Source organism: Pseudomonas sp. 8_5_2, assembly GCF_059295255.1.
This window is the reverse complement of sequence record NZ_CM181238.1, coordinates 5,775,627-5,795,563: the sequence shown is the minus strand read 5'-3', so window position 1 is coordinate 5,795,563 and position 19,937 is coordinate 5,775,627. Positions and strand designations below refer to the sequence as shown.

General features: G+C 64.0%; 16 protein-coding genes. 8 read left to right on the top strand and 8 right to left on the bottom strand.

The window, feature by feature from the left end; all coding sequences use genetic code 11:
- Window positions 1-35: 35 nt before the first annotated feature.
- Window positions 36-1,424, bottom strand: a complete 1,389-nt coding sequence (locus AC5O5R_RS26465) for a NorM family multidrug efflux MATE transporter (RefSeq protein ID WP_172231450.1) — start codon at window positions 1,422-1,424, stop codon at window positions 36-38.
- A gap of 153 nt (window positions 1,425-1,577) precedes the next feature.
- On the opposite strand from AC5O5R_RS26465, the gene AC5O5R_RS26460 reads away from it, so the two are divergent.
- On the top strand, window positions 1,578-2,504 hold the full coding sequence (locus AC5O5R_RS26460) for a LysR substrate-binding domain-containing protein (RefSeq protein WP_172231453.1): 927 nt from the start codon (window positions 1,578-1,580) through the stop codon (window positions 2,502-2,504).
- Window positions 2,505-2,515: 11 nt separating this feature from the next.
- Here the strand turns inward: AC5O5R_RS26460 and hglS are convergent, their stop codons facing one another.
- Entirely contained in the window at window positions 2,516-3,910 is a 1,395-nt protein-coding gene (hglS, locus tag AC5O5R_RS26455) for a 2-oxoadipate dioxygenase/decarboxylase HglS (protein ID WP_494514858.1), read from the bottom strand.
- 201 nt (window positions 3,911-4,111) lie between these two features.
- Complete coding sequence (locus tag AC5O5R_RS26450; RefSeq protein WP_172285945.1) at window positions 4,112-5,002, bottom strand: LysR family transcriptional regulator; 891 nt, start codon at window positions 5,000-5,002, stop codon at window positions 4,112-4,114.
- 135 nt (window positions 5,003-5,137) lie between these two features.
- Here AC5O5R_RS26450 and amaB point away from each other — a divergent pair, with 135 nt between their 5' ends.
- Complete coding sequence (amaB, locus tag AC5O5R_RS26445; RefSeq protein WP_494511845.1) at window positions 5,138-6,628, top strand: L-piperidine-6-carboxylate dehydrogenase; 1,491 nt, start codon at window positions 5,138-5,140, stop codon at window positions 6,626-6,628.
- A gap of 149 nt (window positions 6,629-6,777) precedes the next feature.
- Window positions 6,778-8,064, top strand: coding sequence for an L-pipecolate oxidase (gene amaA / locus AC5O5R_RS26440; RefSeq protein ID WP_172222535.1), 1,287 nt, complete (start codon window positions 6,778-6,780; stop codon window positions 8,062-8,064).
- 108 nt (window positions 8,065-8,172) lie between these two features.
- Here amaA and AC5O5R_RS26435 read toward each other — a convergent pair whose 3' ends face one another.
- The gene (locus AC5O5R_RS26435; protein WP_172222539.1) at window positions 8,173-9,600 is read right to left on the bottom strand and encodes a mechanosensitive ion channel family protein; all 1,428 of its coding nucleotides are present in this window, start codon (window positions 9,598-9,600) and stop codon (window positions 8,173-8,175) included.
- A gap of 309 nt (window positions 9,601-9,909) precedes the next feature.
- Here AC5O5R_RS26435 and ycaC (AC5O5R_RS26430) point away from each other — a divergent pair, with 309 nt between their 5' ends.
- The 4 genes from ycaC (AC5O5R_RS26430) (at window position 9,910) to AC5O5R_RS26415 (ending at window position 14,238) form a co-directional block, all read left to right on the top strand.
- Complete coding sequence (gene ycaC / locus AC5O5R_RS26430; RefSeq protein WP_172222542.1) at window positions 9,910-10,539, top strand: isochorismate family cysteine hydrolase YcaC; 630 nt, start codon at window positions 9,910-9,912, stop codon at window positions 10,537-10,539.
- A 116-nt stretch (window positions 10,540-10,655) separates the two neighbouring features.
- Window positions 10,656-11,222: an antibiotic biosynthesis monooxygenase gene (locus tag AC5O5R_RS26425; protein WP_172222546.1), complete on the top strand. Its 567-nt coding sequence runs from the start codon at window positions 10,656-10,658 to the stop codon at window positions 11,220-11,222.
- A 39-nt stretch (window positions 11,223-11,261) separates the two neighbouring features.
- The gene (locus AC5O5R_RS26420) at window positions 11,262-12,080 is read left to right on the top strand and encodes an alpha/beta fold hydrolase (RefSeq protein ID WP_172222550.1); all 819 of its coding nucleotides are present in this window, start codon (window positions 11,262-11,264) and stop codon (window positions 12,078-12,080) included.
- Window positions 12,081-12,255: 175 nt separating this feature from the next.
- Window positions 12,256-14,238, top strand: a complete 1,983-nt coding sequence (locus tag AC5O5R_RS26415) for an amidohydrolase (protein WP_172222553.1) — start codon at window positions 12,256-12,258, stop codon at window positions 14,236-14,238.
- 165 nt (window positions 14,239-14,403) lie between these two features.
- On the opposite strand, the gene AC5O5R_RS26410 is transcribed toward AC5O5R_RS26415, so the two are convergent.
- The 3 genes from AC5O5R_RS26410 to AC5O5R_RS26400 form a co-directional block, all read right to left on the bottom strand.
- Complete coding sequence (locus AC5O5R_RS26410; RefSeq protein WP_172222556.1) at window positions 14,404-16,002, bottom strand: MFS transporter; 1,599 nt, start codon at window positions 16,000-16,002, stop codon at window positions 14,404-14,406.
- A gap of 1 nt (window position 16,003) precedes the next feature.
- Window positions 16,004-17,266 carry an OprD family porin gene (locus AC5O5R_RS26405; protein WP_494514857.1) on the bottom strand — a complete coding sequence of 421 codons (1,263 nt, stop codon included), beginning with the start codon at window positions 17,264-17,266 and terminating at the stop codon, window positions 16,004-16,006.
- A gap of 203 nt (window positions 17,267-17,469) precedes the next feature.
- Entirely contained in the window at window positions 17,470-18,381 is a 912-nt protein-coding gene (locus AC5O5R_RS26400) for a LysR substrate-binding domain-containing protein (RefSeq protein WP_172222566.1), read from the bottom strand.
- A 135-nt stretch (window positions 18,382-18,516) separates the two neighbouring features.
- On the opposite strand from AC5O5R_RS26400, the gene ycaC (AC5O5R_RS26395) reads away from it, so the two are divergent.
- The gene (gene ycaC / locus AC5O5R_RS26395; protein WP_172222571.1) at window positions 18,517-19,146 is read left to right on the top strand and encodes an isochorismate family cysteine hydrolase YcaC; all 630 of its coding nucleotides are present in this window, start codon (window positions 18,517-18,519) and stop codon (window positions 19,144-19,146) included.
- Between the two features lie 319 nt (window positions 19,147-19,465).
- Here the strand turns inward: ycaC (AC5O5R_RS26395) and AC5O5R_RS26390 are convergent, their stop codons facing one another.
- Entirely contained in the window at window positions 19,466-19,759 is a 294-nt protein-coding gene (locus tag AC5O5R_RS26390; protein ID WP_494514856.1) for a hypothetical protein, read from the bottom strand.
- Window positions 19,760-19,937: the final 178 nt, after the last annotated feature.

Genomic DNA, 19,937 nt, shown 5'->3' with positions numbered 1-19,937 from the left:
GCTTTGCCCTCCATCGCAACACAAAGCCCCGGCAATCACACAGACACTGCAGAACCGTCAGCCACACCGGCTTTGCGCAGCAGCCGCTTCATCCGCCATTCAAAGCCGAAGGTCAGCGCCACGGCAGCAAACGCCAGCCCCAATGCCAGCCCCCACCAGATGCCGACCGCGCCGCCGCCCAGGTTGAATGCGAACAGCCAGGCACTCGGCGCGCCCACCAGCCAGTAACAGCACAAGCCGATCAGGAATGTGGTCTTGGCATCCTTGAGGCCACGAATCGAACCCATGGCGATGGTCTGCATGCCATCGAACAGCTCGAACCAGGCCGCGACCATCACCAGTTGCACCGCCAGTTGGTAGATGGCGGCGAAGGCCGGGTCGCTGCGGTCGATAAACAGCCCTACCAGTGCATCGGGCAACAGCCAGAACAGTGCCGCAAAGCCGAACATGATCAGCCCGCCGAAGCCAATCCCGACCCGCCCGGCGCTGCGTGCCGCCAGCAGATTGCCGGCGCCGTAATACAGGCCCACGCGCATGGTCACCGCATACGACAGCCCGGTCGGCACCATGAACGCCGTGGAGACGATCTGCAGGGCGATCTGATGCGCCGCCAGCTCGGTGCTGCCCAGCACACCCATGCACAGGGCGGCGAAGGCGAACAGGCCTACTTCCACCATGTAGGTGCCGCCAATGGGCAAGCCCAGCCGCCACAACTCGCGCAGCGCCGGCATTGACGGGCGCGACAGGCCCTTGCGCAGCGGGTAGGCGGCATACGCCGGGTGCCAGCGGATATACAGCGCCAGGGCAATGGCCATGCCCAGCGATACCACCGCGGTGACCAGGCCAATGCCCATCAGGCCCAGCTTCGGCAGGCCGAACATGCCTTCGAGCATGGCGACATTGAGCAGGTAGTTGAGCACCGTGCCGACCACGCTGATGACCATCACCGGGGTCGAGCGGCCGAGGGCGCTGGTGAAACCGCGCAGGGCCATGAAGGTCAGGTAGCTGGGCAGCGCCAGTGGCAGCAGGGTCAGGAACTGCGCCGCCGAGGCCACGTTCTCCGGCTGTTGGCCGAACATCAGCAATACCGGCTCAAGGTTCCACAACGCCAGCGCGGCCACCAGCGCCAGGCCCCAGGCAAGCCACAGGCCGTTTTGCGCCAGGCGGGTAGCGCCCTCGATATCGTTGGCGCCCTTGCGGATGGCCACCAGGGTGCCGACGGCGGCGATCACGCCCAGGCAGAAGATGGACACGAACGAATAGCTGGCTGCGCCCAGTCCACCACCGGCCAGGGCTTGCGGGCTGATGCGGGCCATCATCAGGGTGTCGGTCAGCACCATCAGCATGTGCGCCAACTGCGAGGCGATCAGCGGCCCGGCCAGGCGCAGCAACGCCTTGAGTTCTGTGGTGGGCGCGACGTGCATGGGCTGTCCTTCTTCCTGAGGTCATGTAGCGAAGCGCGATTCTGAGGCTTCGGTCAACTTTGCACAAAAGGATAAAACCGATTGTTGGCATGACTTTGACTCATGCATATATGCTTTCAGGAGTTGCCTCACAGCTCGTATGGCAGGTACCCGATGTCTCGTCAGCTCCCACCGTTGTATGCCCTGCGCGCATTTGAAGCTGCCGCACGCTCAAGCTCTTTCACCCGCGCGGGTGAAGAGCTGTCGATCACCCAAAGTGCGGTCAGCCGGCATATCCGCACGCTGGAGGATCACTTTGCCTGCCGCTTGTTCGTCCGCAGTGGCCGCAGCCTGCAGCTGACCGAAGCGGCGCGGGTGCTGCTGCCTGGGGTGCGTGAAGGTTTTGCCGCGCTGGAGCGGGCCTGCGATACCTTGCGCGGCGAAGATGACATCCTGCGCATGAAGGCGCCTTCGACGCTGACCATGCGCTGGTTGCTGGCGCGCTTGAGTCGCTTCCGTCATTTGCAGCCGGGCAATGAAGTGCAGCTGACCAGCGCCTGGATGGACGTGGACCATGTGGACTTCAACCAGGAGCCGTTCGATTGCGCGGTGTTGCTCAGTGACGGGGCATTCCCGGCGGACTGGGAGGTGCGCAAGTTGTTCCCGGAGTTGCTGATCCCGGTGGGCGCGCCGGACCTGCTGGACGAGGAGCCGTGGGACGTGCGCCGGCTGGCCTGCATCGAGCTGTTGCACCCCACGGTGGACAAGCGTGACTGGCGCGAATGGCTGGAGCGCATGGGGCTCAGCGACAAGGTCTCGCTGAAGGGCGGCCAGGTGTTCGACACTCTGGAACTGGGCATGATTGCTGCTGCGCGTGGTTACGGGATTTCCATGGGCGACTTGCTGATGGTGGCCGAGGATGTGGCGCAGAAACGGCTTAGCCTGCCATGGCCGACGGCGGTGCCCAGCGGGATGGACTATTACCTGGTGTGGCCGCGTACACGGCCGGGGGGCGAGCGTTTGCGGCGGTTGAGCGCGTTTCTGGATGAGGAGGTGGCGGCGATGGATCTGCCTGATGTGGAAATCCTGCCGCCCCTCTGATTCCCGCAGCCTTACATCGAGCCCAGATTCAAGGCCTGTGCACAGGCCTGCAACGACCGGCGCTCGCTTTGTGCATACAGCGCCAGCTCATCCTGCACCTGCAGCCCCAACGCCGCTTCGAACGCATCGCGGTTGGCGTTGCTGCCGTACTCGGCCTGGGCATCGTCACCCAGGTTGGACTGGAAGATCCCTGCAGCACTCACCGGCAGGAAGTCCTCGTACACCAGCGCCTCGAAGTGCACATGACCAGCGTCGATCAGGCCCTGCAGGGTGGTCGGTCGATCGTCCTGGCCACGCGCAGCCAGCCCTTTTTCGGTGGCAAAGTAGCGGAAGTACGCCAGGCCCTGTTCACGCATCTGCGCCAGGTCATCCGGGAATTCGACAAAAGTTTCCTGCAGCAGCGCCCTGTAGCGCTCGGCGTTGGCCTCGGCCGGCACACCGCCCAAGGCGGCCCGGGTCGCATCCAGCAGCTTGTCGTACAGCTGGCGCCCTTTCGGCGTCAGCGCCGCACCGCGCTGCTCGATTTCGCCAAAGCGCGCAGTGTGGCTGCCCTCGCTGCCTTGTTGGTCGCGGAAGGCAACCTTTTCCTGCAGCGCCTTGAAGCTGGTCTGGCGCAGCAGGATCGGGTGGCGGCGGGTGGGCGGGCCTTCGACCACGGCCTTGGGCGGGATGCCCTTGGCCGGCATGCCCATCTGGATGGCGTCGATATCCAGGGTGCGCGGGGTCAGGTGGTTGATGTGCGGGCCCTTGAAGGCGACCACGTCGGCGATCAGGCGATGCTGGTCGTGCAACTGCTGGTACTGCTCGGCAGTGACCGTGGCATCATGGTGCCAGCGGAAGGTGTGCAGCGCTTCCTGCACAAATGCGTCGGCATCTGCAGCGTTCAGGCCACCATCGCGTTCGCACTGGGCAATCAGCGCGAGGGCGCGATCCGTGAATATCTGGCGTTTGGCGAGGATGCTCTGGGCCAGTTCACGCAGCTGCGGGTTGTCGATCAGCTCCAGGCGCAGCAGCGAGGTGAACACGCGGAACGGGCTGACGTGCAGCGACTGCTCGTGCACCGCGCGAAACGCGGTGGAGTGCACCGGCACGCCGGCAGAGCTGAGGTCGTAGTAGCCGACCGGCTGCATGCCCATGACGGCGAACAGACGGGCGATGGTGGCCAGCTCTTCAGCGGTGCCGACGCGGATGGCGCCGTGGCGTTCCTGATCCAGGCGCTCGATTTCGCCGCTCCAGCGCAGGGCTTCGGCTACCTCGGGTTGCTGGGCCATGACCTGCTGGTTGATTTCGCTCACCAGCTCCAGCAACGTGCCGTAGAGCGGCACTTCCTGTTTGTACATGAGCGACATGGCGGCAGAGAACTGCGCGCGGATGCTGTCTGGGCTGACGAAATCGTGGGCGGGCATCGCTAGCTTCCTGGTTAGGTTTGGACGCTTACATGAAAGCTGGGAATGCACTTGGCTCACAAGCGAAAAAAAGTGAGTGTGTCATTCCTTTTTTGATCGACCTTCAGGGCCCTTTCGCGGGCATGCCCGCTCCCACAAGTACTGCACAGGGCTTGAACCTGCGCGGTCCCTGTAGGAGCGGGCGTGCCCGCGAAGAGGCCCTCAAGCCTGAAGCTGCTCATCAATCCATTCCACCAACGCCCGCACCTTTGGCACCTCCGCCGCATGCTCGGCATACGCCAGATAATGCGCCCCGCCACTGCGCATTGCATGGTTCCACGGCACCACCAGGCTACCGTCGGCCAGTTCCTTGGCCGCCAGATAACGCGGTACCAACGCCACCCCGCAGCCAGCCTGCGCCGCGCTCAGCGCCATATAGAACGTATCAAAGCGTGGCCCGTGGTAGGCACTCACGCTCTGCAGCCCCAGCTCCTGGAACCACTCATGCCAGGCCTCTGGCCGCGAGGTGCTTTGCAGCAGCACCAGTTCGGCCAGCTCTTCAGCCCCGCCCAGCTCGCGCCCGGCCAGCAGCTCCGGCGCGCACACCGGCACCACTTCTTCGCGGAACAGCTCAACGCAGGTGGCTCCCGGCCATGTGCCCTGGCCATAGAAGAACACCACGTCCGCCGACCCCTGCAGCAGCGCAAACGGTTCCATCTCGTTGCGGATATCAAGGTGGATATTGGTGTGGCGTTTGCCAAAGCCCTTGAGGTGAGGAATCAACCAGCGCACGCCAAAACTCGGCTGAGTAGCTACCTTCAGTATCTCGGTCTGCTCGCCATAGGTCAGGACATAGCGGCTGGACATGTCGACCTGGGTGAGGATCTTGTTGACCTCGGCCAGGTACAGGCTGCCAGCCGGGGTCAGTTGCAGCCGCCGGCGAATGCGCAGGAACAGGTGGTGGCGCAGCATCTCTTCAAGCTGCGCCACCTGCTTGCTGACCGCGCTCTGGGTCAGGTGCAGCTCTTCGGCGGCGCGGGTAAAGCTTAAATGGCGCGCGGCAGCTTCAAAGCACTGCAGGGCGGTCATGGAGGGCACCAGGCGTTTGGACATAGCGGTCTCTGCGGCTCGAATCATTACCTGACGGAATGATATGCGGAATAAAGGTCGTTTGTTGCACTGGTGTGATCGGATTAATACTGATCCACATCATTTTTCCACCCCATCACCGATAGAGGAGATGCACAAATGGTTGCTGGATTGCTCGAGCGCCTTGGCGTTGCCGCCGATGCTTACACCCAGGGCGACTACCCTGTTCACACGCCGATCGACGGCAGCCAGATCGCCTCGGTGAAACTGCTCGGCAAGGCCGAGACCATCGCTCGCATCGATCAGGCCCAGAGCGCCTTCGAAGCCTGGCGCAGCGTACCAGCCCCACGCCGTGGCGAGCTGGTGCGTCTGTTCGGTGAAGTGCTGCGCGAGCACAAGGCGGACCTCGGCGAGCTGGTATCGATCGAAGCCGGCAAGATCACCCAGGAAGGCCTGGGCGAAGTGCAGGAAATGATCGACATCTGCGACTTCGCCGTCGGCCTGTCGCGTCAGCTGTACGGCCTGACCATCGCTTCCGAGCGCCCTGGCCACCACATGCGTGAAACCTGGCACCCGCTGGGCGTGGTCGGCGTGATCAGCGCCTTCAACTTCCCGGTAGCCGTCTGGGCCTGGAACACCGCCCTGGCTCTGGTGGCCGGTAACTCGGTGCTGTGGAAACCGTCTGAAAAAACCCCGCTGACCGCGCTGGCCTGCCAGGCGCTGTTCGACAAAGCCCTGAAAGCCTTCGGCGATGCACCGGCTGGCCTGGCCCAACTGGTGATCGGTGGCCGTGAAGCTGGCGAAGCCATGGTCGATGACCCGCGTGTACCGCTGGTCAGCGCCACCGGCAGCACCCGCATGGGCCGTGAAGTCGGCCCGCGTGTCGCTGCCCGCTTCGGCCGCAGCATCCTGGAACTGGGCGGCAACAACGCCATGATCCTGGCCCCGAGCGCAGACCTGGACCTGGCCGTGCGCGGCATCCTGTTCTCTGCTGTCGGCACCGCCGGTCAGCGCTGCACCACCCTGCGTCGCCTGATCGTGCACCGCTCGATCAAGGACGAAGTGGTTGCCCGCGTCAAAGCCGCCTACGGCAAAGTCCGCATCGGCGACCCACGCAAAGACAACCTGGTTGGCCCGCTGATCGACAAACTGTCGTTCGACGCCATGCAGGGTGCGCTGGCCAAGGCTCGCGATGAAGGCGGCCAGGTATTTGGTGGTGAGCGCCAGCTGGCCGACCAGTATCCGAACGCCTACTACGTGTCGCCAGCCATCGCCGAAATGCCGGCGCAGAGCGAGGTAGTACGCCATGAAACCTTCGCCCCGATCCTGTACGTGCTGGCCTACGACGACTTCGAAGAGGCCCTGCGCCTGAACAACGAAGTGCCACAAGGCCTGTCGTCGTGCATCTTCACCACCGACCTGCGTGAAGCCGAACGCTTCCAGAGCGCTTCGGGCAGCGACTGTGGCATCGCCAACGTCAACATCGGCACCAGCGGCGCCGAGATCGGCGGCGCGTTTGGTGGCGAGAAGGAAACCGGCGGTGGCCGTGAGTCCGGTTCGGATGCCTGGAAAGGCTACATGCGTCGCCAGACCAACACCGTGAACTACTCGCGCGAGCTGCCGCTGGCGCAGGGTATCGTGTTCGACTGATGACCGCAGGCGGGGGCTCTGCCCCCGTTTCGCCGGCAAGCCAGCTCCCACAGAGAGTGTTGTCTACCGTACGCTCTCTGTGGGAGCTGGCTTGTCGGCGACAGGGCCGCACCGCGGCCCCAACAAGAACAAATTGCTGGAGCCGGGCCATGTCCGAACTGCGTCAAGAATGCTTGTGGGAATTCGTCAGCAAACCGACCGTCGCCGACCAGGCCCTGGCCGGTGAGCACAAGGCGGATGTCTGTGTGATCGGTGGCGGCATTACCGGCTTGTCTGCGGCTATCCACCTGCTCGAACAGGGCAAGTCGGTGATCCTGCTGGAGGCCTGGAAGATCGGCCATGGCGGGTCCGGGCGCAACGTCGGCCTGGTCAACGCCGGCACCTGGATTCGCCCGGACGACGTCGAAGCGACCCTCGGCCAGAAGACGGGCAGCCGCCTGAACAAGGTACTCGGCGAGGCCCCGGCTGAAGTGTTCGCCATGATCGAGCGCCTTGGCATCGACTGCCAGGCCCAGCACAAAGGCACGCTGCACATGGCGCACAACGCCACCGGCATCGCCGACCTCGAAGCGCGCCATGCGCAGTGGAGCCGCCGGGGTGCCGACGTGGAGCTGCTGACCGGCGCCCAGTGCCAGGAGTACTGCGGTACCGACAAGATTTCTGCCGCGCTGCTCGACCGCCGCGCCGGCACCATCAACCCCATGGGTTACACCCAGGGCCTGGCGGCTGCCGTGGCGCGTCTGGGCGGCAAGCTGTTCCAGCAATCGTCGGTCGAAGGCCTTGAACGTGACGGCGATGCCTGGCGGGTGAAGACCGCTCGCGGGTCAGTGCGCGCCGACAAGGTGGTGATTTCCACCGGCGCCTATACCGAAGGCGACTGGAGCAACCTGCAGAAGCAGTTTTTCCGTGGGTATTACTACCAGGTGGCTTCCAAGCCTCTGCACGGCGCTGCGGCCGACAAAGTGCTGCCTCATGGCCAAGGCTCCTGGGACACCCGCACGGTGCTCAGCAGCATCCGCCGTGACGACCAGGGCCGGCTGTTGCTCGGCAGCCTGGGCCGGGTCGACAACAAGCCGGCGTGGTTTGTGCGCAGCTGGGCGGACCGCATCCAGAGCCACTATTACCCGGAGCTGGGCAAGGTCGAGTGGGAAATGCACTGGACCGGTTGCATCGACTTCACCCCCGACCACTTGATGCGCCTGTTCGAGCCGGCGCCGGGGCTGGTGGCGGTGACTGGCTACAACGGCCGCGGCAACACGACCGGCACCGTGATCGGCCGGGCGTTTGCCGAGTTCCTGCTCAAGGGCGAGGCGGACAGCTTGCCGATACCGTTCTCGCCGATGGCCGGCGTGAGCGCGCCGTCACTGCGCACCGCGTTCTATGAGTCCGGGTTCTCGCTGTACCACGCGGGGCAATGCTTGAGAGTTGTGTTGTAAGTACCGGCCTCTTCGCGGGTAAACCCGCTCCCACAGGTACAACACAGTTTTCGAGACTTGTGATGTACCCGTGGGAGCGGGTTTACCCGCGAAGAGGCCAGTACAGGCTTACTTGTGCAACCAGCTAAGGAAGCCGCCCTTCTTGATCAGGGCCGGCTTCTGCAGCAGCAACGACTCCCGGCTCTGCCGCCGGAAGCGCTGCAACTTGCTCAACGCCGTCTGCACTTCGCCGCGCTGTACCAGGCAGCTCTTCACCTGTTCCTTGTCGATCCGGTACAACACGCAGCTGGTCAGGGTGCGGAACTCGGCAAACGAATCTTCTTCGTCAATGATCCCCTCGACCCCCAGCACCTCACCCGGCCCCATGCGCCCGGCTTCCAGCAGCTTGTCGCCATCGCGCACCGCTGCCGAGACCACACCGCTACCGATTACCAGCAGGTGATCGGAATGCTCGCCCACACCCAGGATCACCTGATCGGCCAGGTACTCCACTGTCGTCATGCGCTGGCTTAGTGCATCGCGTTCTTCATCGCTCAACGAGCGGAACACCCGCACTTCATCCAGCACCTCGCGCTGGCGGCTGCGCGGCGGCATCGCCAGGTCGACATTCCACATCACCCCGCTGGCCTCCAGGTGCCGGTGGGCCAGGTCGAACAGCTGGTTGCGCGCTTCGGTCTTGAGTGCGGCGTCAGCAATGAAACCACTGGCTTCGTACTCCACCGACTCCAGTGTCGAGGTTTTCACCGAAACCTTGGGCGCTGGCGAGGCGAGCAGGGCGCTGGTGCCCTGCAAGGCCTTTTCCAGGGCGTCGAACACCCGCCTTGGGCGAACCTTGGCCGGCACCACCACGCTGATGGTTACCCCGTGGCGATCGGCCGGGCGGCTATGGTTGAGCAGCTTGGCCTTGGCCGCCACCGAGTTGGGGATGACCGCCAGGCTGCCGGTGCCGGTGATCATGCGCGTGGCCCGCCAGTCGATATCCACCACCTTGCCCTCGGTGCCATCTATGGAGATCGAATCGCCGATCTGATAGGGCCGCGTGGTATTCAGCACGATGCCGCTGAACACGTCGGCCAGCGTGCTCTGCAGCGCGAGGCCGATGACGATGGCCATCACCCCGGACGTGGCCAGCAGGCCCTTTACCGGCAGCTGCAGCACATAGCCTGCAGCAGCGACCACTGCGACCAGGAATATCAGCGCGCCCAGTACATCCTGCAGCAGCCGGCCGCCATGGCTGCCCCTGGCCACCAGCAGCAGGCCGAACACCACGGTGATCGTGCGCGCACCAAACAGCCACCAGCCGATTGCCAGCACCGTGGCCATCAGGTTGCGCGAAACATCGTCAGGCCAGGGTGGCGGTTGCAGCGGGCTCATGCCGGCGGCCACCAGCACCGAGCTGAACAGCAGGAATATCACCAGCCGTGCGCCGATGCGCCAGGCGCGGCGCTGAACAGGGATGAGCTGCCAGAGCACCAGGTCAAGCAGGATCAGGGCGGAGCCGAGCAACAACGGGGACGACTGGATGAACGCCAGCATGGAAGTCTCGGGGGTGAGGGGAGGCTGTGGGTAGTAATAGAGCAGGTTGCCGTCGCAGGCAATGTGAACCTGTGCCGGCCTCTTTGCGGATGAACCCGCTCCCACAGCTCTGAGTTTGGTGAAGTCCCTGTGGGAGCGGGTTCACCCGCGAAGGGGCCAGCAAATTCAGCGCCAATCCATCGTTCACATAACAGAACGCTAAAGCCAAAAACCGCTATCTACCGCTGAAAAGGTGATGGATTTAATCTTCTCCCATCAACGCGAAACACCCAACTTACTGAACAATCAAAACCTTCTGGAGCAACGACCATGACCAACTTCAAATACAACCGCCTGAACAAAGACGACGCCGCCGTACTGCTGGTCGACCACCAGGCGGGCCTGCTGTCGCTGGTCCGCGACATCGAACCGGATGCCTTCAAGAACAACGTGCTGGCCCTGGCCGACCTGGCCAAGTTCTTCAACCTGCCGACCATCCTCACCACCAGCTTCGAGCAAGGCCCCAACGGCCCGCTGGTACCGGAACTGAAGGCACTGTTCCCGGACGCCCCGTACATTGCCCGCCCAGGCCAGATCAACGCCTGGGACAACGAAGACTTCGTCAAGGCAGTGAAGGCCACCGGCAAGAAGCAGCTGATCATTGCCGGCGTCGTGACTGAAGTGTGCGTGGCCTTCCCGGCCCTGGCAGCCCTGGAAGAAGAATTCGACGTGTTCGTGGTGACCGATGCTTCCGGCACCTTCAACGCCATGACCCGCGACGCCGCCCATGACCGCATGAGCCAGGCCGGTGCGCAGCTGATGACCTGGTTCGGCGTGGCCTGTGAGCTGCACCGCGACTGGCGCAATGACGTGGAAGGCCTGGCCGCGCTGTGCTCCAACCACATCCCTGACTACCGCAACCTGATGACCAGCTACAACGCCTTCAACGCCAGCAAGTAAACCGCTACGCCCCGGGCACCGACGGTCGGTGCCCGCAAGGGCAGCACACCCATCCAATCCTCCGCCCGTTCACCGTTGCACAGTGGATGCGGGCAAGCTCATCCCAAGGAACGCCGATGAACACCGCACTCCAGGACAACCGCAACGTGGTGACCCTGGTCATCCAGCACAAGGTTCGCGCCGCGTCGCTGGCCGACTACGAAGCATGGCTCAAGCGCACAGTAAGCACCGCGCGGCACCAGCCGGGGCACCTGGACGTCAACGTCATCCGCCCCGACGACGGCGGGCTGCACTTCACCACCGTGGTGCGTTTCGCCGATGCCAGTTTGCTGCAGGCCTGGGTCAACTCGGCTGAGCGCCAGGCGCTGGTCAGCGAAGTGCTGCCGCTGCTCGAAGGCGGCGACCATACCCAGGTCCACGATGACCCGGAGTTCTGGTTCACCCCGCCGAGCACCACGGCCGCGCAGCCACCGCGCTGGAAGCAGGCGCTGCTTACCTACCTGGTGATCTGTCCGATGACCATGGTCATCCCGCAATTGCTGGCGCCGCTGTTCGCCCGTTTCCCCCAGTTGGGCGGCCCGATCACCGGCAACCTGATCGTCAACCTTTTCGTCATCCTGCCCGTGGTGTTCTACATCATGCCTTGGGTAACCCGCCGCTGTGCCACGTGGCTGCGCGGCTGAGCCACGCCTTTCCCTCGACACTTTCAAGGAGATACCGACATGAGCACGTTCGTTACCCGCGATGGCACCTCGATCTATTTCAAGGACTGGGGCAGCGGCAAACCGGTGCTGTTCAGCCACGGCTGGCCGCTGGATGCCGACATGTGGGACTCGCAGATGGAGTTCCTGGCCAGCCGCGGCTACCGCACCATTGCATTCGACCGTCGTGGTTTCGGCCGGTCGAGCCAGCCATGGTCCGGCTATGACTACGACACCTTTGCCGACGACATCGCCCAGCTGATCGAGCACCTCGACCTGCGTGAGGTAACGCTGGTGGGCTTCTCGATGGGGGGCGGCGATGTCAGCCGCTACATCGCCCGCCATGGCAGCGAGCGGGTGGCCGGGCTGGTGTTGCTGGGCGCTGTGACGCCGGTGTTCGGCAAGCGTGACGATAACCCCGAAGGTGTCGACCTGTCGGTATTCGAAGGTATCCGCGCCGGCCTGCGTGCCGACCGTGCGCAGTTCATCGCCGATTTCGCCACGCCGTTCTATGGCCTGAACCATGGGCAGCAGGTGTCCCAGGGTGTGCAGACGCAAACCCTGAACATCGCGCTGATGGCGTCGATCAAGGGCACCCTGGATTGCGTGACAGCTTTCTCCGAAACCGACTTCCGGCCGGACATGGCCAAGGTCGATGTGCCGACGCTGGTGATCCATGGTGACGACGACCAGATCGTGCCGTTCGAGACCACCGGCAAGCAGGCGGCGGAGCTGATTCGTGGGGCTGAGCTGAAGGTGTATGCCGGGGCGCCGCATGGGTTTGCGGTGACCCACGCGCAGCAGCTGAATGAGGATTTGCTGGCGTTCCTTCAGCAGTAATTGCGCTGGGGCATTCGAGGCGTCGAACCGCCGCGAAGAGGCCAGGCCTGGCAGCACAAAACCTGATCAGGGCTAACCTTCTACAACCCACCGCACATCCATCCAAGCCTTGGCCCGGCACCAACCGGCATGCTCCGCAGTTGCGCCTGCCGCCGCCCCCGAGACGGAGAACCCCATGTCCCAGGACCGCAACGACCAGACCCGTCGCCAGTTCCTCGCCACCAGCACGGTGCTCGGTGCTGCCGGTGCGCTCTGGTCCGCATTGCCATTCACCGGCCAAGCCGGTTCCGCTCACGCATCCACCCAAGGAGGTTCCATGACCGCCGACCTGATTCTGTTCAACGGCAAACTGCACACCGTTGACCGCGAAAAGCCCACCGCCACCGCCGTCGCCATCAAGGATGGCCGGTTCGTCGCCGTGGGCAACGACGCCGAGGCCATGGCCCACAAGGGCGCCACCACGCAGATCATCGACCTCAAGCAGCGCACCGTCATCCCGGGCCTGAACGACTCGCACCTGCACCTGATCCGCGGCGGCCTGAACTACAACCTGGAACTGCGCTGGGAAGGCGTACCCTCGGTGGCCGATGCCCTGCGCATGCTCAAGGACCAGGCCGCGCGCACGCCCACCCCGCAGTGGGTGCGCGTGGTCGGTGGCTGGAACGAATTCCAGTTCGCCGAAAAACGCATGCCGACCCTGGAAGAAATCAACCAGGCCGCCCCGGACACGCCAGTCTTCCTGCTGCACCTGTACGACCGAGCCTTGCTCAACCGCGCCGCGCTCAAGGCGGTCGGCTACGACAAGAGCACGCCGAACCCGCCCGGTGGCGAGATCCAGCGCGACAAGTTCGGCAACCCGACCGGCATGCTGATCGCCCGTCCGAACGCGATGATCCTCTACGCGACTCTGGCCAAAGGGCCGAAGCTGCCGCTGGAATACCAGGTCAACTCCACCCGCCAGTTCATGCGCGAGCTGAACCGCCTGGGCCTGACCAGTGCCATCGATGCCGGCGGCGGCTACCAGAACTTCCCGGACGACTACTCGGTGATCCAGGAGCTGGCCGACAACAACCAGCTGACCGTGCGCATCGCCTACAACCTGTTCACCCAGAAGCCCAAGGAAGAGCTGGACGACTTCAGGAAGTGGACCTCCAGCGTCAAGCTGCACAGCGGTACCGACTTCCTGCGCCACAACGGCGCCGGCGAGATGCTGGTGTTCTCCGCTGCCGACTTCGAGGACTTCCTCGAACCGCGCCCGGACCTGCCGCAGACCATGGAAGAAGAGCTGGAGCCGGTGGTGCGCCACCTGGTCGAGCAGCGCTGGCCGTTCCGCCTGCATGCCACCTACAACGAATCGATCACGCGCATGCTCGACGTGTTCGAGAAGGTCAACCGCGACATCCCGTTCAACGGCCTGCCGTGGTTCTTCGACCACGCCGAAACCATCACCCCGCAGAACATCGAGCGCGTGCGTGCGCTGGGCGGCGGTATCGCCATCCAGGACCGCATGGCCTTCCAGGGTGAATACTTCGTCGACCGCTACGGCGCCAAGGCCGCCGAGCAGACCCCACCCATCAAGCGCATGCTCGACATGGGCGTGCCGGTGGGTGCCGGTACCGACGCCACCCGCGTGTCCAGCTACAACCCGTGGACTTCGCTGTACTGGCTGGTCAGCGGCAAGACCGTCGGCGGCATGGAGCTGTACCCCGAAGGCCTGAGCCGCGATACCGCCCTGCAACTGTTCACCCAGGGCAGTGCGTGGTTCTCCAGCGAGCAGGGCAAGAAGGGCCAGATCAAGGTCGGCCAGCTGGCTGACCTGGCGGCGCTGTCGCTGGACTTCTTCAGCGTCGAGGAAGAAGCGATCAAGGGCATCGAGTCGGTGCTGACCGTTGTCGATGGCAAGGTGGTGTACGGCGCGGGTGAATTCGACAAGCTCGGCCCGCCGCAGGTACCGGTGCTGCCGGAATGGTCGCCAGTGACCAAGGTGCCGGGGCACTGGCGCGTTGGTACCCCGTCGCTGGCAGCGGCGGTGCACCAGTGCTCCGGGCCGTGTGGGGTGCATGCGCACAGCCATGACAAGGCGCGCAAATCGAGTGTGCCGGTGAGCGACTTCCAGGGCTTCTGGGGTTCACTGGGTTGCTCGTGCTTTGCCTTCTAAGCTGAGCTGATGTGAAGAAGGGGGCCAGTATCTGGCCCCCTTTTTTGTGTGACTGTTCTGGCCCTATCGCCGGCAAGCCAGCTCCCACAAGACCTCTACTGGCCTTGAGAGCTGTGTAATCCTGTGGGCGCTGGCTTGCCGGCGATAGGGCCGCGAAGGTCAGTATCAGTGGTGAGCCTTGTGCTCCCCACCAGCCAGTAGATGCCTGATCTTCACTTGCACCCCCTCGGTCTGCAGCAACCGCACCCGCGCCTCGATCTTCAACTCACCACGGGTCACCCGATGGTGATGGCGCAGGTGCTCCAGCCACGATTCCTCGAAGAAGAACTCCAGCCACAACGCCGGGTCCGCACTGTCGCGCATCAACCCCCAGGACAACGCGCCATTGCGCTTGCGCATCGCCTCCAGCTCACGGGTCGCCTGCTGGAATGCGTCGGCCTTGGCCGGGTCGATGTGGTACTCCACAGTCACCATCACCGGCCCGCTGTCCTTGTCCATGTCATCGCTCAGCACCGGCACCGGCCAGTGCAGCGACGGCGTCAGCTCTTCGGCCTCGGTTTCCGGCAGGGTCACTTTGCAGGTCAGCAGGGTACCCAGCGCCAGGCCGCCAGCAGCCAGCAGCAGGCTCAAGGTGATCGACGCATGGCTGGCCAGCGTGCCCCACAGCAACCCGCCAGCGGCCATGGCGCCGAAGAAGATGAGGATGTACACCGACAACGCCCGTGCCCGCACCCAGGCCGGTACCGACGTCTGCGCGGCCACCTGCAGGTTGGACAGCACGGCGATCCACGCCGCACCGCTGAGCAGCATCGCCGGCAGCAACACATAAAAGTTGCGTACCAGCGCCAGGGCCAGCAGGAACAGGGCATACAGCAGGCTGGCCAGCAGCACCAGGCGGTCCCGGCTGATGCGTTCGCGCAGGCGTGGCAGCAAGGTGGCACCGGCCACCGCGCCAATGCCGATGGCGGCCAGCAGCAGGCCGAAGTCGGCGGCCGTGCCATGCATCTCGCCGCGTACGATCAACGGCAGCAAAGAGGTGCCGGCGCTGGCGCAGAAAAAGAACGCCAAGGCCCGCAGCAGCACAGCCTGCAACGGCTTGGCGCTGCGGGCAAAACGCAGGCCGGTGCGCATGGCGCCGATAAACCGTTCGGCCGGCAGCAGCGGCTCTTTCACTTCGCGCTTCCACAGCAACAGCACAAGGATGACGCCGGCGAACGAAACCGCGTTCAGGGCGAACGTCAGCCAGGGCCCGACCAGGCTTACCACCACCCCGGCCAGGGCCGGGCCGATGGCGCGGGACACGTTGATGCCGACGCTGGAGATGGCCACTGCATTGGCCAGGTCTTGCTTGCCCACCAGTTCCGGCGTCAGTGCACTCCAGGCCGGCATCATCAGTGCCGTGCCGATGCCCAGCGCCAGGGTCAGTCCCAGCAGCAGGGTAACGTTCATCAGCCCCAGCAAGGTCAGGGTCGCCAGCACCACGGCAACCGCTGACATCCACAACTGCACCAGCAGCAGGTAGCGACGCTTGTCGACGATATCTGCTGCGGCCCCCGCCGGCAGGGCCAGGAAGAACATCGGTAGCGAACCGGCCACCTGGATCAGCGCCACGTGCAGCGGGTTGGACGACAGCGTGGTCATCAGCCAGCCGGCACCCACTTCGTGCATCCAGGTGCCGATGTTGGAGGCGATGGTGGCAATCCACAGCATGCGGAAGGTGGTGTTGCGCAACGGGCTCCAGGCGCCTGAAGGGGAATTGCTCATATCAGAAGCTGCCTTTGAGTGGGTATTCGATGATCAGGTAGAAGCGGTCGATGTCGTCGCCTGCCTGGGCCTGGTTGGCGCGATGGCTGACGTGGGAGAACGACAGGCTCAGGTCCTTGGCAGCGCCGGACTGCACCACGTACTTCAGGTCGATGTCGCGCTCCCAGTGCTTGCCGCCCTGGCCGTACTGGTTGACGTAGGCACCACCCGCCGGTGCGTGGCTGCCGTCGATGCCACGGCCGCTGACGTAGCGGCCCATCAGGCTCAGGCCGGGTACGCCAAGGGTGGCGAAATTGAGGTCGTAGCGCAGCTGCCACGAGCGTTCGCCCGGGCCGTTGAAATCGGCGTATTTGATCGAGTTGGCCAGGTAGATCGAGTCACCGCCGACGAAGTCGAACGGGGTATCGCCCTCGACCTTCTGGTAGGCCAGGCTCAGCGCCTGGGCGCCCATGCTGTACTTGGCCAGCAGGCTGTAGGCGAGGGTATCGATCGCCCCGGCGCTGGCGTTGCCGGTGTCGCGGGTGTTGTACAGGTTGCCGTCCAGGCGCCAGTTGCCCTCGGCCAGGTTCAGGTTCAGGTAGGCCTGGCGCCAGGTATCCTCCAGTTGCCCGGCATACAGCGCAGCGCCGAAAGGGCCGGCGGGCGCGAAGGTGGCGCCGGCCAGGCTGATGGCGCGGTTGTGGGTGCTGGCGCCATAGCCGTTGAAATCATCGTGGGCCGAGCTGTTGTCCTGGTTGTTGAAGGCGGTGAAATGCCCAGCCTGCAGGCGCCAGTCTGGCAGGTCGGTGTTGTCCACCAACCAGCCGCTGGCGTATTCCGGGTGCAGGCGTTTGTCGCTGGTGTCGAACACCGGGGTTTCCACGGTCATCTCGCCGTAGCGCAGCTGGGTGTTGCCCAGGCGCAGCTTGAGCGCGGCGCCGGCGCTGGAGTAGTCGGACTCGGCGCGGCCATCGCTGTCGCGCGGCAGCAGGCCGGTACCGGCATGGCCACGACCGCCGTCGAGCTTGAGACCAAGGAAACCGTGGGCGTCGATGCCTACGCCGACGGTGCCCTCGGTGAAGCCGGAGCGGATTTCACCGATGAAGCCTTGGGCCCATTCCTGGCGGTAGTTCTGGCCGCTGGCGGAGGGCGAGCGGAAGTCGCTGTGCAGGAAGTAATTGCGGCTGAGCAGCGACCAGCCGGGTTCTTCGGCCTGGCTGAGTGCCGGGCACAGGGCGAGGGTGGCGAGCAGGGCGCGGCCTGGTCCGGGGGTGGCGCGGATCATGGGGGCTCCGGGGGTTATGATCCGGGACTGTGGATGAAGGGTAGGGCAGGGGTCTTGTAACAGTGTGCTGGCATTGGCTTTGTCTGTTGCGGCCCTTTCGCGGGTAAACCCGCTCCCACCGGTTCTGCACAAGCCACGGGGCTATCGCCGACGCTGTGGGAGCGGGTTTACCCGCGAAAGGGCCGGTGCAGGCTGCAACTGACTCAAGCCATATCGCTGATCGCAAATTCCTCGGCCAGATGATCGATCAGCGATCGCACCGACGGCAGCAACCCGCGCCGCGACGGGAAGATCGCATGCACAATTCCACAGCGTGGATGCCATTGCGGAATCAACTCCACCAGCCGCCCCTCCGCCAGGTCCTCGCGCACGGCCACCCGTGGCAAGTGCGCAATACCCACCCCTGCCACCACGAAATGGCGCAGGGCGAACAGGTCGTCAGTGACCATGCGCGGGGTATGGGGGATGACAATGCTGCGGCTGTTGTCCTCGCCCTGGAACAGTTCCCACTGATACTCCCGCTGGGCACTGCCCCAATGCACGCTGGGCAGCGTGCCGAGCAGCTGCGGGTCGAAACCTTCGGGCAATTGCGCCAGGTATTGTGGGTGGCCGACCAGGCACTGGGTACTGTTGCTGAGCACCTTCATCACCATGTCGGTGTTCTCCAGCGGCGGAAAACGCACCCGCAGGGCGATGTCGAAACCCTCGTGCAACAGGTCGACGCGGCGGTTGGTACTTTCGATGAACAGCTCTACCTGCGGGTACTTGAGCATATAGCGGGTCAGCATCGGCCCGACCCAGGAATTCAGCAGGGTGGTCGGGCAGCTGATGCGCACCAGCCCACGCGGCTCGCTGCGATTGCGCTCGATGATCTCCGCCGCGCCCTCGGCTTCCACGCGCATGGCCAGGCAGCGGTTGTAGTAGGCCTGGCCGATTTCAGTGAGCGAGCAATGGCGGCTGGTGCGGTGCAGCAGGCGCACGCCCAGGCGCTCCTCAAGGTCGGCGATGCGCCGGCTGAGCTTCGACTTGGGCATGTCCAGCGCCCGGCCAGCCGGAGCGAAGCCACCGTGCTCCACAACCTGGGTGAAGTAGTAGAGGGAGTTGAGGTCTTCCAATGATCGTTCTCCAGATGGAACGCTAAAGGCAATTTTCGCAGTCTACCGCCGTGAAGGGGATGATTTTAATCTGTGCCCATCAACGCGAAACACCCCGGATTGCTGAAAAATTCATAACCCTTAAGAGCACGGACCATGAGCAAATTCACCTACAACCGCCTGAACAAAGACGACGCCGCCGTACTGCTGGTCGACCACCAGGCCGGGCTGCTCTCCCTGGTCCGCGACATCGAGCCGGACAAGTTCAAGAACAACGTACTGGCCCTGGCTGACCTGGCCAAGTTCTTCAACCTGCCGACCATCCTCACGACCAGCTTCGAGCAAGGCCCCAACGGCCCGCTGGTGCCAGAGCTGAAAGCACTGTTCCCGGACGCCCCGTACATCGCCCGCCCAGGCCAGATCAACGCCTGGGACAACGAAGACTTCGTCAAGGCGGTGAAGGCCACCGGCAAGAAGCAGCTGATCATTGCCGGCGTGGTAACCGAGGTTTGCGTAGCCTTCCCGGCCCTGGCAGCCCTGGAAGAAGAGTTCGACGTGTTCGTGGTGACCGACGCCTCCGGCACCTTCAACGAAATGACCCGCGACGCCGCCCATGACCGCATGAGCCAGGCCGGTGCGCAGCTGATGACCTGGTTCGGCGTGGCCTGTGAGCTGCACCGCGACTGGCGCAACGATGTGGAAGGGCTGGCGGCGCTGTGCTCCAACCACATTCCGGATTATCGCAACCTGATGACCAGCTATAACGCGCTGACTGCGGGTAAGTGACAGCCTGTAAGTTCTAAGCGTGAAGGCCGGCTCCCTCTATAGGGAGCCGGCCTTTTGCATTTGCTGTGCCGGCCTCTTCGCGGGTAAACCCGCTCCCGCAGGTACTGCACAGCTTCAGAACCTGCGGTGATCCTGTGGGAGCGGGTTCACCCGCGAAGAGGCCGGCACAGGCGATATCAATTCATGGGCTGTGACTCAATCCCATCCAGCAGTGCCTCAATCAGCCCTTCTGTCATCTCCCACAGGTACTGCACAGCTTCAGAACCTGCGGTGATCCTGTGGGAGCGGGTTCACCCGCGAAGAGGGCGGTACAGGCGACTCAATTTATAGGCTGTGACTCAATCCCATCTAGCAATGCTTCAACCAACCCTTCTGCCATTTCGAGTGCATTGAGGTTGCTCCAGAACAGGCTTTTGCCTGTGTCATCCAGATGCTCCAAGGCTTTGTATCCACAGTCATAGGCACCGCGCAGGTACTGGGCGACATGCACCAGGGCATCGTGGGCAGAGACGCCAGGGTTTACTGTGAATAACGGGGGGTGGCCGGCATCGCAGCGGCTGAAAGGGCGTTGTGTGGTGTTGGGGAGGGGTGGATCCGGGACGATTCTCTTCATGGCAATTCCTTCTCCAGAAATGAACTGCAACCACCCGTTTCCACGCAGAAGGCGGCAGTTGTACGCGAGGTGGAAAACCGGGGAGAAGGCAAGCCGGTAGGCCAGAAGGCCACACGCGCACAACTGCCATTACGGCAGTCCTTCATCACATCCGGGTTTCCACACCCGATCGCTGAAC

Excerpts from the sequence above, each read along its gene's own strand:
- AC5O5R_RS26460 (WP_172231453.1), top strand. The coding sequence starts at position 1,578 with ATGTCTCGTCAGCTCCCACCGTTGTATGCCCTGCGCGCATTTGAAGCT.
- AC5O5R_RS26410 (WP_172222556.1), bottom strand. The coding sequence starts at position 16,002 with ATGAGCAATTCCCCTTCAGGCGCCTGGAGCCCGTTGCGCAACACCACC.
- AC5O5R_RS26390 (WP_494514856.1), bottom strand. The coding sequence starts at position 19,759 with ATGAAGAGAATCGTCCCGGATCCACCCCTCCCCAACACCACACAACGC.
- AC5O5R_RS26415 (WP_172222553.1), top strand. The coding sequence starts at position 12,256 with ATGTCCCAGGACCGCAACGACCAGACCCGTCGCCAGTTCCTCGCCACC.
- AC5O5R_RS26405 (WP_494514857.1), bottom strand. The coding sequence starts at position 17,266 with ATGATCCGCGCCACCCCCGGACCAGGCCGCGCCCTGCTCGCCACCCTC.
- hglS (WP_494514858.1), bottom strand. The coding sequence starts at position 3,910 with ATGCCCGCCCACGATTTCGTCAGCCCAGACAGCATCCGCGCGCAGTTC.
- amaB (WP_494511845.1), top strand. The coding sequence starts at position 5,138 with ATGGTTGCTGGATTGCTCGAGCGCCTTGGCGTTGCCGCCGATGCTTAC.
- AC5O5R_RS26425 (WP_172222546.1), top strand. The coding sequence starts at position 10,656 with ATGAACACCGCACTCCAGGACAACCGCAACGTGGTGACCCTGGTCATC.
- ycaC (WP_172222571.1), top strand. The coding sequence starts at position 18,517 with ATGAGCAAATTCACCTACAACCGCCTGAACAAAGACGACGCCGCCGTA.
- AC5O5R_RS26420 (WP_172222550.1), top strand. The coding sequence starts at position 11,262 with ATGAGCACGTTCGTTACCCGCGATGGCACCTCGATCTATTTCAAGGAC.
- AC5O5R_RS26465 (WP_172231450.1), bottom strand. The coding sequence starts at position 1,424 with ATGCACGTCGCGCCCACCACAGAACTCAAGGCGTTGCTGCGCCTGGCC.
- AC5O5R_RS26450 (WP_172285945.1), bottom strand. The coding sequence starts at position 5,002 with ATGTCCAAACGCCTGGTGCCCTCCATGACCGCCCTGCAGTGCTTTGAA.
- AC5O5R_RS26435 (WP_172222539.1), bottom strand. The coding sequence starts at position 9,600 with ATGCTGGCGTTCATCCAGTCGTCCCCGTTGTTGCTCGGCTCCGCCCTG.
- amaA (WP_172222535.1), top strand. The coding sequence starts at position 6,778 with ATGTCCGAACTGCGTCAAGAATGCTTGTGGGAATTCGTCAGCAAACCG.
- ycaC (WP_172222542.1), top strand. The coding sequence starts at position 9,910 with ATGACCAACTTCAAATACAACCGCCTGAACAAAGACGACGCCGCCGTA.